The 13,081-nt window shown below is 61.6% G+C and carries 14 protein-coding genes; 13 read left to right on the top strand and 1 reads right to left on the bottom strand.

Translation table 11 applies throughout. The features are described 5' to 3' along the window. Positions 1-12 precede the first annotated feature (12 nt). The 5 genes from AC1DZP_RS15930 to AC1DZP_RS15910 all read left to right on the top strand — a co-directional run bounded on the left by AC1DZP_RS15930 (position 13) and on the right by AC1DZP_RS15910 (position 3,722). The gene (locus AC1DZP_RS15930; RefSeq protein ID WP_477303664.1) at positions 13-462 is read left to right on the top strand and encodes a DMT family transporter; all 450 of its coding nucleotides are present in this window, start codon (positions 13-15) and stop codon (positions 460-462) included. Further along, the gene (gene queA / locus AC1DZP_RS15925; RefSeq protein ID WP_477303662.1) at positions 462-1,550 is read left to right on the top strand and encodes a tRNA preQ1(34) S-adenosylmethionine ribosyltransferase-isomerase QueA; all 1,089 of its coding nucleotides are present in this window, start codon (positions 462-464) and stop codon (positions 1,548-1,550) included. Before AC1DZP_RS15930 ends, queA begins: the two co-directional genes overlap by 1 nt. Beyond that, positions 1,540-1,809, top strand: coding sequence for a hypothetical protein (locus AC1DZP_RS15920; protein WP_477303660.1), 270 nt, complete (start codon positions 1,540-1,542; stop codon positions 1,807-1,809). Before queA ends, AC1DZP_RS15920 begins: the two co-directional genes overlap by 11 nt. Continuing rightward, positions 1,802-2,932: a tRNA guanosine(34) transglycosylase Tgt gene (gene tgt / locus AC1DZP_RS15915; RefSeq protein ID WP_477303658.1), complete on the top strand. Its 1,131-nt coding sequence runs from the start codon at positions 1,802-1,804 to the stop codon at positions 2,930-2,932. The genes AC1DZP_RS15920 and tgt overlap by 8 nt, the downstream gene beginning before the upstream one ends. A gap of 64 nt (positions 2,933-2,996) precedes the next feature. After that, positions 2,997-3,722: an SDR family NAD(P)-dependent oxidoreductase gene (locus tag AC1DZP_RS15910; protein ID WP_477303656.1), complete on the top strand. Its 726-nt coding sequence runs from the start codon at positions 2,997-2,999 to the stop codon at positions 3,720-3,722. A gap of 11 nt (positions 3,723-3,733) precedes the next feature. Here the strand turns inward: AC1DZP_RS15910 and AC1DZP_RS15905 are convergent, their stop codons facing one another. After that, a complete protein-coding gene (locus tag AC1DZP_RS15905) occupies positions 3,734-4,153 on the bottom strand; it encodes a DUF4864 domain-containing protein (protein WP_477227299.1) in 420 nt (139 codons plus the stop codon). A gap of 241 nt (positions 4,154-4,394) precedes the next feature. On the opposite strand from AC1DZP_RS15905, the gene AC1DZP_RS15900 reads away from it, so the two are divergent. From AC1DZP_RS15900 to glpD, 8 genes are all read left to right on the top strand, one after another. Beyond that, complete coding sequence (locus tag AC1DZP_RS15900) at positions 4,395-4,631, top strand: Lrp/AsnC family transcriptional regulator (protein WP_095085044.1); 237 nt, start codon at positions 4,395-4,397, stop codon at positions 4,629-4,631. A gap of 272 nt (positions 4,632-4,903) precedes the next feature. Further along, entirely contained in the window at positions 4,904-6,316 is a 1,413-nt protein-coding gene (locus tag AC1DZP_RS15895) for a circularly permuted type 2 ATP-grasp protein (protein ID WP_167392123.1), read from the top strand. Positions 6,317-6,337: 21 nt separating this feature from the next. Then, positions 6,338-7,279, top strand: coding sequence for an alpha-E domain-containing protein (locus AC1DZP_RS15890; protein ID WP_095085042.1), 942 nt, complete (start codon positions 6,338-6,340; stop codon positions 7,277-7,279). 52 nt (positions 7,280-7,331) lie between these two features. Beyond that, the gene (locus AC1DZP_RS15885; protein WP_477227297.1) at positions 7,332-8,126 is read left to right on the top strand and encodes a transglutaminase family protein; all 795 of its coding nucleotides are present in this window, start codon (positions 7,332-7,334) and stop codon (positions 8,124-8,126) included. A gap of 156 nt (positions 8,127-8,282) precedes the next feature. Then, positions 8,283-9,014 carry a proteasome-type protease gene (locus AC1DZP_RS15880; RefSeq protein WP_095085040.1) on the top strand — a complete coding sequence of 244 codons (732 nt, stop codon included), beginning with the start codon at positions 8,283-8,285 and terminating at the stop codon, positions 9,012-9,014. A 109-nt stretch (positions 9,015-9,123) separates the two neighbouring features. After that, positions 9,124-10,536, top strand: a complete 1,413-nt coding sequence (locus tag AC1DZP_RS15875; RefSeq protein ID WP_477303654.1) for a pyridoxal phosphate-dependent decarboxylase family protein — start codon at positions 9,124-9,126, stop codon at positions 10,534-10,536. A gap of 127 nt (positions 10,537-10,663) precedes the next feature. Next, positions 10,664-11,431: a DeoR/GlpR family DNA-binding transcription regulator gene (locus tag AC1DZP_RS15870; RefSeq protein ID WP_095085039.1), complete on the top strand. Its 768-nt coding sequence runs from the start codon at positions 10,664-10,666 to the stop codon at positions 11,429-11,431. A gap of 126 nt (positions 11,432-11,557) precedes the next feature. Continuing rightward, positions 11,558-13,078 carry a glycerol-3-phosphate dehydrogenase gene (glpD, locus tag AC1DZP_RS15865; RefSeq protein ID WP_477303652.1) on the top strand — a complete coding sequence of 507 codons (1,521 nt, stop codon included), beginning with the start codon at positions 11,558-11,560 and terminating at the stop codon, positions 13,076-13,078. Positions 13,079-13,081 lie beyond the last annotated feature (3 nt).

Raw genomic sequence — 13,081 nt, 5'->3', positions numbered from 1 at the left:
GGCAAAACATCAATGATGGGCGTCGTCTGGTCGCTTCTCGGCATCCTGTCCGGCGCCTTCATTGCCATTCAGGCGCCGATCAATTCGCAGTTGGCGCGCGGCCTGGGGCTCCCGGTCGCGGCGGCTGCGTTTTCGTTCCTGTCGGGCGCGGTGGTGCTCGGCATCATCTCCGTCACGGTGGTGAAGCTGCAAGGCATCACGCTCGACTGGAAGGCGCCGGCACCGTGGCTGTTCATCGCCGGCGGCATGCTTGGCGGCTTCTATGTGACGCTGTCGACCATCCTGACGCCGCGCATCGGCGCCGCCGCCCTGATGGCCTTTCTGGTGGCGGGACAGTTGCTGGCCGGCATGCTCATCGACCGCGTTGGCTTCCTCGGCGTCGCGGTGCGTGAAATCTCGCTCGGCCGCGTCGCCGGTGCGGTGCTGCTGCTGGCCGGAGCGCTGCTCGTCCGGCTCTACTGATGCGCGTCGATCTGTTTGACTTCCACCTGCCTGAGGAGCGTGTCGCGCTTCGCCCGGCAGAGCCGCGCGACAGCGCCAAAATGCTGGTGATCAAGCCCGGTGAAGGGCTCGAAGACCGGGCGGTTGGCGACCTTCCGTCCCTGCTCAGGGCCGGCGACGTGCTGGTCTTCAACGACACCAAGGTCATTCCGGCGCAACTGAAGGGCATCCGACTGCGCGGCGAGGCACAGGCTCAGGTCGAAGCCACGCTGCATATGCGCATGGCGCCGGACCGCTGGCTGGCCTTCATGCGACCGGGCAAGCGCATTGCCGCCGGTGACCGTATCCATTTCGGCCATGATGGCAATTCCTGTTTCCTCGGCCAGCTCGACGCCACCGTGATCGAGAAAGGCGAGGGCGGCGAGGCGCTACTTGGCTTCGACCTGTCGGGGCCCTTCCTGGACGAAGCGCTGCATGCGGTCGGCCATATTCCGCTGCCGCCCTATATCGCCTCGAAGCGCGACGACGACGAACGCGACCGGGCCGACTACCAGACCATCTATGCCCGGGAAGAAGGCGCCGTTGCCGCACCCACGGCAGGCCTGCATTTCACGCCGGAGCTTTTTGCGGCGCTCGACGCCAAGGGTGTCGAGCGCCGCTTCGTCACCTTGCATGTCGGCGCCGGCACGTTCCTGCCGGTGAAGGCAGACGACACCGCCGACCACAAAATGCATGCCGAGACCGGTTCGGTCAGCGAGGCAACCGCCGTCGCGCTCAATGCGGCCAGGGCGAAAGGCGGGCGCATCGTCGCCGTCGGCACGACCTCGCTGCGCCTGCTGGAAAGCGCGGCGCGCGCGGACGGGACCGTGGTTGCATGGTCCGGTCCGACCGACATCTTCATCACGCCCGGCTACCGCTTTCGTACCGCCGACATGCTCATGACCAATTTCCACCTGCCGCGCTCGACCCTGTTCATGCTGGTCTCGGCCTTCAGCGGCCTCGACACGATGCGTGCGGCCTATGCGCATGCCATCGAGAACCGGTACAGATTCTACTCCTATGGAGACGCAAGTCTGCTTTATCGAGCGGAGATGAGCGATGGACGATGATCTCGGGAGCCTGGACCGCGACGCACTGATCGCGGAAGTGAAAAAATTGCGCTCTGGCATTCGCCAGCATCGCGACGCCACCGGCCATGATTTGTGCTGGCATCACCCGGATCTGTGGGATCTGCTGCCGGAGAAGACCGAGCCGTCGATCGCCGTACCGCCCTGGCCCAGATTCATGCGTGGCTGCATCCAATACCGCCAGTCGCTCGACAAGCAGGCACCTGGCGCCCCGGTTCATGACAAGGAATTCAATGGCTAAGCCGTTCAGCTTCAAGGTTCTGGCGACGGGCGGCAAGGCGCGACGCGGCGTGATCGACATGCCGCGCGGCGAAATCCGCACGCCTGCCTTCATGCCGGTCGGCACCGGCGGCACCGTCAAGACGATGTATATGGACCAGGTGCGCGGCCTTGGCGCCGACATCATCCTGGGCAACACCTACCATTTGATGCTGCGGCCCGGCGCCGAGCGCGTGGCGCGTCTGGGGGGCTTGCACGAATTCGCCCGCTGGCCGCATCCGATCCTGACCGATAGCGGCGGTTTCCAGGTGATGTCGCTGTCGAAGTTGAGAAAGCTGACTGAAAAGGGTGTCACCTTCCGTTCGCATATCGATGGCGCGGCCTACGAAATGTCGCCGGAACGCTCGATCGAGATCCAGGGTTTGCTCGATTCCGATATCCAGATGCAGCTCGACGAGTGCACGGCGCTGCCGGCCGAGATCAAGGAGATCGAGCGCGCCATGGAACTGTCGCTGCGCTGGGCCGAGCGCTGCAAGACGGCGTTCGGCGACCAGCCGGGCAAGGCGATGTTCGGCATCGTGCAAGGCGGTGACAACGCGGCTCTCAGGGTGCGTTCGGCTCAGGCACTGAGCGCGATGGAGTTGAAGGGTTATGCGGTCGGCGGTCTGGCCGTCGGGGAGCCGCAAGCGGTGATGCTCGAGATGCTCGAGATCATCTGTCCGGAACTGCCCGAAAACAAGCCGCGCTATCTGATGGGCGTCGGCACCCCCGACGATATCCTGAAATCGGTGGCGCGCGGCATCGACATGTTCGATTGCGTGATGCCTACGCGGGCCGGCCGGCACGGTCTTGCCTACACCAGGCGCGGCAAGGTCAATCTGCGTAACGCCCGCCATGCCGACGATCCGCGTCCGCTCGACGAGGAAAGCGACTGCCCGGCGGCGAGGGACTACTCACGCGCCTATCTGCACCATCTGGTGCGCTCGCAGGAAGCGCTTGGTGCGATGCTGCTCACCTGGAACAATCTCTCGTATTATCAGAAGCTGATGCAGGACATCCGTGCGGCAATCGAGGCACATGCCTTCGAAGGACGCGCGGCGGAGATTTCGGAAGGTTGGGCTCGGGGCGATATCCCAGCCATTTAGTCCAGCGTTTCCAGCGATTGACGGATCGGCTGCCCAAGAGCAGATTTGCAATCGAGGGATGGCTATGGCCGTGACATACGACTTTGCCGGCAGGACGGCGATCGTAACCGGGGGCTCCAGGGGCATCGGCAGAGCCGTGGCCACGCAGTTGTCAGGGTCTGGCGCCGACGTCTGGGTCTGGGACGCCGATCCGGTGCCGGCTGACGGCATCCGCAGCCTGACTGTCGACGCCACCAAGGCCGGCGACATAAGGGAAGCCTTGGCTGACGTTATCGCCGGAGCGGGCCGGGTCGACATCCTCGTCAACAACGCTGGCTATCTCGGTCCCTACCTCGGCTTTGAGGCCTTCGAGCCGGTTGAATGGCAGCGCATCATCGGTGTCAATCTCCTCGGAACGTTCGAGGTCACGCATCAGGTTCTGCCGATCATGCGCAAGGCCGGCAACGGCCGCATCGTCAACATGGGATCGCTTGCAGGCAAGGAGGGCTTGCCGAACCTTGCCGCCTATTCGGCGGCAAGCGCAGGCATTATCGCTTTCACCAAGGCATTGTCGCGGGAGGTTTGCGACACCGGCATTCGGGTGAATTGCGTAGCGCCCGGTCCGATCGATACCGACCTTATCAGGCGCCTTGGCAATGAAGTTGTCAGCGACATGATCGGCGCCAGCCCGCTGAAACGGCTCGGCTCCGCCGACGAAGTCGCTGCGTTGGTGCTCTGGCTGTGTTCCGATTCGAGCAGCTTCAACACTGGTGCAGTATTCGATATGTCGGGCGGCAGGGCGCGCTACTGATATCGGCTGTCTCAGGTGCTTAGCGAATTCGACGCGCGCAGGCTGCAGCCGGTGATCTGGAACGTGCCGTCGGGCTGTTGCTGCAGCGTGTAGACAGCCTCATAATCCTTGCCGTCGGGGCCGACGATCAGCACCTGCTGGACGATCGATGTCGGGCTCGTTTCCTCGACCTTGCCAAAAGAATAGGTCTGTGGGTTGCGCACCGGCGCATAGCCGTTGGTCACCATGTTCATGAAGGTGTCGACGGTCGGGAAGATCTGCTTCACGTTGGGTGCGGCGAAGCTATAGGCGGTGGCGCCGTCATTGGCGATGAAGGCTTTCAACTGGCCGTCGATGGCGGCTTGCGCCGCCTTGACCTCGGCATCGCCGGCAAGCGCAGACGATGCCAGGACGAGTGGAACGAACGCGAATGCGAAAAACATACGGCGCATGGCCTGTCTCCGTTGCCCCTTGCTAAAGCTGCCTCTCCCCAAAACTGTTCCAAGGGGCATCTTAACATACGCACGACGGCGCTTCACGGTTTCATCGGTGGCGAACATTCGTGTCGCCCCGCGCGCGCTGCGGGAAGTCTTAGCCCAGGCCCGAGCCGGCTGAGCATTCATCCGGCGCTTGAAAGCCCGCCTCCAGTCTGTCAGAAGGGCCGCTTGGACTTGGACGTTTAGGGACGAAGCCATGAGGGCGTTTTTCGTGCAGATCAAATGCGAGCTTGGCAAATCCTATGAGGTTGCCAGCGCGCTTGCCGATGCCGAGATCGCCTCGGAAATCTACTCGACTGCCGGCAACTACGATCTGCTCGCCAAATTCTACGTCGACGACGAGGAAGATGTGGGCCATTTCGTCAACGAGAAGGTGCAGATTCTCCCCGGGATCAAGGACACTTTCACCGTCGTCACGTTCCGCGCCTTCTAGAGCCCGTTCCATTCCCTATAGAATCGGGATGGGGTTCTATCTCAGTGTTTGAGCATGACCTTCTCCTAAGCCGGCTTCGACTTTTTGGGATCATGCTTCAGCTCCTGAACGCACCTGCCCGGCCACGAGGCAAAGCCTGACCAAGGGCATATTTCAGCTGCCTTAATTTTGGGCAGCCGCCACATACTGGTCGTCTGTATCCCTCAAATCACCGATTGCGCTTGATTTTCTCCGGCGACGCCAGTGAAATGGCGTCACAGGGGAGTATGCGATTGGCAGCGTTCGATGAAATGCTTCCGGAAGTCTCCGGATTGAGAAGACCGTATTCGGCTTATGATCGCTGGCTGAAGGAGCAGGATCCGGCCAGGCTTACCGAGAAGATGCAGGACGCCGAACGCGTCTTCCGCAAGACCGGCATCACCTTCGCCGTCTATGGCGAGCAGGAAGCTTCCGAGCGGCTGATCCCGTTCGACATCGTTCCCCGCATTATCTCGGGCAATGAATGGCGGCGCCTGACGCAAGGCATCGAACAGCGCGTGCAGGCGCTGAATGCCTTCCTCGACGATATCTACCATCGCCAGGAGATCCTGCGGGCGGGGCGCGTTCCCAGGGAATTGATCGCCAAGAACGAAGCGTTCTTGCCGGAAATGATCGGGGTCAGGCCACCTGCCGGCGTCTACACCCACATCATCGGCGTCGATATCGTCCGCATCAGCGAGGACGAATTCTACGTGCTGGAGGACAATGCGCGCACGCCGTCGGGTGTCTCCTACATGCTGGAGAACCGCGAGACGATGATGCAGCTGTTCCCCGAGCTGTTCCAGAAGATCAAGGTGCGGCCGGTGGAAAACTATCCGCAGCTCCTGCGGCAGTCGCTGGCGGCGGTGCGGCCGCAGAGCACCAAGGGCACGCCGACGATCGCCGTGCTGACGCCCGGGAGCTTCAACTCCGCCTATTTCGAACACGCCTTCCTTGCCGACCAGATGGGTGTGCAGCTTGTCGAAGGTCAGGATCTGCGCGTTGTAGACGGCCATGTCGCGATGCGCACCACCGAAGGCTACAAGCAGATCGATGTGCTTTACCGCCGCGTCGACGATTCTTTCCTCGATCCGCTGACCTTCCGGCCGGACTCCGCACTTGGCATACCCGGCATCATGGACGTCTACCGTGCCGGAAACATCACCATTGCCAATGCGCCGGGAACCGGCATTGCCGACGACAAGGCGATCTACTCCTACATGCCCGAGATCGTCGAATTCTACACCGGCCGCAAGGCGATACTCGGCAACATTCCGACCTGGCGGTGCTCGGAGCCGGACAGCCTGAAATACGTGCTCGAGCACATCGATGAGCTGGTGATCAAGGAGGTCCACGGTTCCGGCGGCTACGGCATGCTGGTCGGACCGGCGGCGACCAAGAAGGAGTGCGAGGACTTTTCCAAAAAACTCGCGGCAAAACCGTCGAACTACATCGCCCAGCCGACGCTGGCGCTGTCGACTTGCCCGATCCTGACCGACAAGGGCCTGGCGCCGCGCCACGTCGATCTCAGACCCTATGTGCTGGTTTCCGACCGCATCCAGATCGTGCCCGGCGGGCTGACGCGCGTCGCGCTGAAGGAAGGGTCTCTGGTCGTCAATTCCTCGCAAGGCGGCGGCACCAAGGATACGTGGGTGCTGGATGATTGATTTTCACTTGAAGGGTTTTTGATGCTTTTAGGCCGCACCGCCAACGGGCTCTATTGGATGAACCGCTATATCGAGCGGGCCGAAAACATGGCGCGCCTTGTCGATGCCGGGCTGCGCATGGCGCTGACCCGGACCCAGAGCGCCTCGGAGGAATGGAATTCGGTGCTGCTCAGCGCCGGCTCCGACGTCGCTTTCACGCAGAAGTACCAGGATTATACAGCCGCCAATGTCGCCGACTTCCTGTTGCGCGACACGTCGAACCCGTCGAGCACGATGGCGGCGATCGAGACGGCCCGCAACAATGCCCGCATGGTGCGCACCGCGCTGACGCGCGAGACGTGGGAAAGTATCAACGAAGCCTGGATGTCGCTGAAGCGGATGCTGGCGAGGCCGATCGACGAGCGCGACCTGCCGAGCGTGCTCGATGCGATCAAGCGCGAGACGGCGCTGATCCGCGGCTCGTTCTACGGCACCATGCTGCGCAACGAGATCTTCGATTTCTCGCAGCTCGGCACCTATGTCGAGCGTGCCGACAACACGGCGCGCATCCTCGACGTGAAATACTATGTGCTGTTGCCCTCGATCTCCTGGGTCGGCTCGACACTCGACAACTACCAATGGGAATCGATCCTGCGCTCGGTGTCGGCGCACCGCTCCTACCGCTGGGTCTATGACGCAGACTACAAGCCGACCAACATTGCCGACTATCTGATCCTCAATGTCCGCATGCCGCGTTCGCTGACCTTCTGCTACCGCTTCCTGGCCGAACATCTGAAATTCCTCGGCGACGACTACGGCGAGCGTCATGCCTGCCATGCGACGGCCGACAAGACGCAGGCCATGCTGAGAGCCGGGTCGATCAAGGACATATTCGACGCCGGCCTGCATGAATTCCTGGCCAATTTCATTCGCGACAACACCAGGCTCGGCGACGAGATCGCGCAGGACTACCGGTTCAATTGAGCATGATCGCGAAAAATGGGACAAGAGCATGCTCACAAGCGGGACATAGTGCATGCGGCTAAAGATCACCCACAGGACCGAATACCGCTACGATGCACCGGTGCACTATCTGCTGCAGCGGCTGCGACTGCTTCCGGTCAGCGGATCGACGCAGACCGTTTTGTCCTGGGCACTGGCCATCGAGGGCGCGCGCGAGGAGGTTCGCTTTGTCGACCATTTCGGCAACGACACCAGGCTGTTGAGCGTCGAGGGCGAGCGCGACTTCATCACCGTGGAAGCGGCCGGCGAAGTGGTGACGCGCGACACTGCGGGCGTCTCCGGACCACACCAGGGTTTTACGCCGCTCTGGCTGTACAGCCATGAAACGCCCTTGACGGCGATCGGCAGCGGTGTTCGCGAGCTCGCCGCATCCGTCGGTAAGGGCACCGACATCGAAAGGCTGCACCGGCTGATGGCTGTCATCGGCGATCGCGTCGCCTACACGCCCGGCACCACCAATGCGGCGACGCCGGCAGAAGAAGCCTTGGCGCTGAAGACCGGTGTCTGTCAGGATCACACCCATATCTTTGCCGCCGCGGCGCGCGCCATGGGCTTTCCTGCCCGCTATATCAGCGGGTATCTGATGCTGGATGCCGCCGTCGAGCAGGCCGCAAGCCATGCCTGGGCCGAAGCGCATGTTGCGGGTCTGGGCTGGGTCGCCTTCGATGCCGCAAACGGCATCTCTCCAGACGAGCGCTATGTAAAAGTGGCAACCGGCCGCGACTATCGCGACGCCACGCCGGTGTCGGGAATTCGGCTGGGACAGGCGGAAGAACAGCTTGCGGTCACCGTCACGGTGGAGCAGTAATCCGCCAGGATTGCCGCCGGAGCAATTCCAGGAAAAGCGTGAAACGGTTTTCCCGGGAAAAGCGGATAGCGCTTTCCCTTGGGAATTGCGTCGAAACAAGGAGATAGAGCGGTTCTGCGTTTCCGTGAAACGATGAATCGCTCTAGAAGAGATTCCATGACCTATTGCGTCGGCCTGAAGATTGATCGCGGGCTCGTGTTCATGTCGGACACGCGCACCAATGCCGGTATGGATTCGATTTCCACCTTCCGCAAGATGCATGTCTGGGAGCAGCCGGGCGAGCGCGTCATCGTGCTGATGTCAGCCGGCAATCTGGCGACGACGCAGGCAGTGGTCAGCCTGCTCGACGAACGCACCAAGGCAATTGCCGATCGCCACGCAACGCTGCTGGAGACACCGTCGATGTATCAGACGGTGCGGCTGGTCGGCGATACGGTGAAGGAGGTCATCGCCAGCTCGTCACCTGCGGGCGAGAAGGCGGATTCCTACTTTAATGCCTCTTTCATCCTCGGCGGCCAGATCAAGGGCAGCGAGCCCCGCCTGTTCATGATCTATCCCGAAGGCAATTTCATCGAATCGACCGACGACACGCCGTTTTTCCAGATCGGCGAGACCAAATATGGCAAGCCGATCATCATCCGCGCCTACGAAAAGACGATGAGCCTTGCAGAGACGGTGAAGCTGCTTCTGGTGTCGTTCGATTCGACACTGAAGTCGAATCTGTCGGTCGGCTTGCCGCTCGACCTGCTCTTCCTGGAGAAGGACACTTTCAAGGTGGGGCTGAAGAAACGGATCGGTCAGGACGACCAGTATTACCGCACGATCTCGGATGGCTGGTCGAATGCGCTGAAGACAGCTTTTGCCAGCCTGCCCGATTTCCCGGGGTAGGCGCGCGACGCCAGATGGCGGTTGCGTATATTTCACATGTTAAATAATATCGAGCCTTGAGGAGCCAGCCGTGACGGGCGGCGGCGAGGAATCCTGTCGGGAGGATACGATGAACAACGATGATTTCCGGCAATGGTCGCGGCGCGCCGCCGACTGGGGCGCCGACTACCGCAACACGCTGCGCGAGCAGCCGGTGCGGCCGCTGGTCGAGCCGGGCGATATTTTCAGGAGCATAGAGGCTTCGCCGCCCGAAGACGCCGAACCGATGGACAGGATTTTCTCAGACTTCGAAGAGAAGATCCTGCCGGGGATGACGCATTGGCAGCATCCGCGCTTCTTCGCCTATTTCCCGGCCAATGCGGCGCCGGTCTCGGTGGTGGCGGAATATCTGGTCTCGGCGATGGCCGCGCAGTGCATGCTGTGGCAGACCTCTCCGGCGGCGACCGAGCTCGAAATGCGCACCGTCGACTGGATGCGCCAGGCGCTTGGCCTGCCGGAAGGTTTCTCGGGCGTGATCCAGGATTCGGCCTCCTCGGCAACACTGGCCGCAGTGCTGACCATGCGCGAGCGCGCGCTCGACTGGCAAGGCAACAAAAAGGGACTGGCGGGGCAGGCGCGGTTGCGCATCTATTCCTCCGACCAGGTGCACACCTCGATCGACCGGGCGATCTGGGTGTCTGGTATCGGCGAGGACAATCTCGTGCGCATTCCCGTCGGTGGCCGCTTTCGTGCCATGAATTCGGCTGCGCTCGAGGCGGCAATCATTGCCGACCGGGAAGCCGGCATGCTGCCGGCCGGCATCATCGCTTGCGTTGGTGGCACAAGCACAGGTGGCACCGACGACATCGCGGCGGTTGCGGAGGTGGCGCGGCGCCATGGCCTTTACCTTCATGTCGACGCGGCCTGGGCCGGCTCGGCAATGATCTGCCCGGAATACCGGCATTTCTGGAGCGGTGTCGAAGCGGCGGATTCCGTTGTCTTCAATCCCCACAAATGGCTCGGTGCGCAGTTCGATTGCTCGATCCAGTTCCTGCGCGATCCCGAAAGCCATGTGCGGACGCTGGCCATCAAGCCGGATTACCTGAAGACCCATGGCCATGACGGCATCATCAATTATTCCGAGTGGTCGGTGCCTCTCGGCCGGCGGTTCCGCGCACTGAAATTGTGGTTCCTGCTGCGCGCGCATGGGCTGGAAAGCCTGCGAACGATGATCCGCAACCATGTCGCCTGGAGCGAAGGCCTTGCCGCGCGGCTGGCAAAGGAGCCGGATTTCGCGATCGTCAGCGAACCGATGCTGTCGCTGTTTTCGTTCCGGCACAAGGCTGCCACCGGCGCCGACGCGGACGAGCACAATCTGCGGCTGGTCAATGCGATCAACGATGATGGCCGCATCTACCTGACGCAGACGAGAGTCGACGGACGAGTGGCGATCCGGTTCCAGGTCGGACAGTTCGAGGCGACTGCCGGCGATGTCGATGCCGCCTTCGTCGTCATCGCCGAAATCGCGCGCGGCATGGGCTGAAGCTGCCTTGATCAGGTTGCGTACAGCTTTGGCTTTGCGATCAGGTAAATTCTATTAGCCGGCTTATGCCTTTTCATTGCTTTCGTTTTCGACTATAGACAAGAAAAACGAAAACGGGAGGTTGCCCATGTATCTGTCGCCGCGCCATGCCGAAATCATCCAGATGGCCAAGGATCATGGTCGCGTGCTGGTCGACGATCTGGCCACCCACTTCAATGTGACGCCGCAGACCATACGCAAGGATCTCAACGACCTGTGCGATCAGCGGCTGCTTTCGCGCATCCATGGTGGCGCGTTGTTCCCCTCCGGCATCGAGAACATGGAGTATGAGGCCAGGCGCAAGATCGCCGCCGACGAGAAGGAAGCGATCGGCCGCGCTGCGGCCAGGCTGATCCCCGACAATGCCTCGCTGTTCATCAATATCGGCACCACGACGGAGTCGGTCAGCAAGGCGCTGCTTGATCACAACGGGCTGATGGTCATCACCAATAACATCAATGTTGCCAACAGGATGCGCATATATCCCTCGATCGAGGTGGTGATCGCCGGTGGGGTTGTGCGCGGTTCCGATGGCGGCGTGGTCGGCGAAGCTGCTGTCGATTTCATCCGGCAGTTCAAGGTCGATTATGCGGTGATCGGCGCTTCGGCCATCGACCATGACGGCGCCTTGCTCGACTTCGATTTCCGTGAGGTCAAGGTGGCGCAGGCGATCATCGCCAATGCGCGTCATGTCATCCTGGTTTCCGACCAGACCAAATTCGAGCGCACCGCGCCGGTGCGGATCGGCCATCTGTCGCAAGTCAACACCTTCATCACCGACCGTTGCGACATTCCGTCGGTGCGCAAGATTTGCCAGGAGGCCGAGGTTCAACTGATAGAGACGTCGCTCGGCTAAGCCGCAGCGGCTTATCATCACGCGCCTGTGATATTTCGTTTGACATTCGTTCTTATTTCGAAATAATCCCGATACGGTTTCGTAAAAACCTAAAAATGCTGCAATGCGAAATCGCGGGAGGGCTTTTTGGACGCAATCCGGGACATCTTCGTCATCGGTGGCGGCATCAATGGTTGCGGCATTGCCCGCGATGCCGTCGGGCGTGGCTTTTCCGTGTTTCTCGCCGAGATGAGCGACCTCGCCAGCGGCACCTCCTCAGGCTCGACCAAGTTGATCCATGGCGGCCTGCGCTACCTCGAATTCTATGAATTCCGCCTGGTGCGCGAGGCGCTGATGGAGCGCGAGGTTCTTTGGAAGAACGCGCCGCATATCATCTGGCCGATGCGCTTCGTGCTGCCCTATGCCAAGGGCCTGCGGCCGGCCTGGCTGATAAGGCTCGGCCTCTTTCTCTACGATCACATTGGCGGGCGCAAATTGCTGCCTGCGACCAGGACGCTGGACATGACCAGGGATCCGGCCGGCAAACCTCTGAAGCCGCTGTTCAAAAGGGCCTTCGAATATTCGGATGGCTGGGTCAACGACGCGCGGCTGGTGGCGCTGAACGCGCGTGATGCCGCCGATCGCGGCGCAACCATCCGCACCCGTACGAAAGTGGTCGAAGCGCGCCGCGAAAATGGGTTGTGGACGATCAAGATCGAGAACCTGCAAACCGGCGAGACCGAGGAGATCAAGGCAAGGCTGCTGGTCAATGCCGCCGGACCCTGGGTCGATCATGTGCTGTCCGGCGTGGTCGGCCTCAACGATGTGCACAATGTCCGCCTCGTGCAGGGCAGCCACATCGTCATCGCCAAGAAATTCGACGATCCGCGCGCCTATTTCTTCCAGAACAAGGATGGCCGCATCATCTTCGCCATTCCCTACGAGGAAGAGTTCACCTTGATCGGCACCACCGACCAGGACTATCCCGGCGACCCGCATGACGTGAAAATCAGCGACACCGAGATCGACTACCTCTGTGCCGCGGCAAGCGAATATTTCGCGCAACCGGTCAAGCGCCAGGACATCGTCTGGACCTATTCGGCCGTCCGTCCTCTCTACGATGACGGCGCTTCGAAGGCGCAGGAGGCGACGCGCGACTATGTAATCAAGGCCGATGGTGGCGAGGGCGCTGCGCCGGTCGTCAATGCGTTCGGCGGCAAGATCACCACCTATCGCCGGTTGTCGGAATCGATGCTGGAAAAGATCGAGGGCTTCCTCGGCAAGCGCGGCAAGCCATGGACGGCAGACGCGCCGTTGCCGGGCGGAGATTTTCCGGCCACCGGCTTCGACGCGCAAGTGGCGAAGCTGAAGTCGGCCTATCCCTTCCTCGACGCACGCCTGGCCCGCAGGCTGACCCGGCTTTACGGGACGCGGGCGCAGGTTCTGCTGGGCCTGGCCAAATCGAATGCCGATCTCGGCCGCAATTTCGGTGCCGATCTCTACGAGGCCGAGATACGCTACCTCGTTGAGAACGAATGGGCGGTCACCGCCGAGGATGTGCTATGGCGCAGGACCAAGCGCGGCCTGCACCTTAGCCGCGAGCAGGTGGCATCGCTCGATGAATTCATGCGCGGCATAAGCCGGCGGCATGTCGCAGCTGCCGAATGAAGA

The organism is Mesorhizobium sp. P2_F8, assembly GCF_056403655.1.
This window is presented reverse-complemented; position numbering and strand designations above follow the sequence as displayed.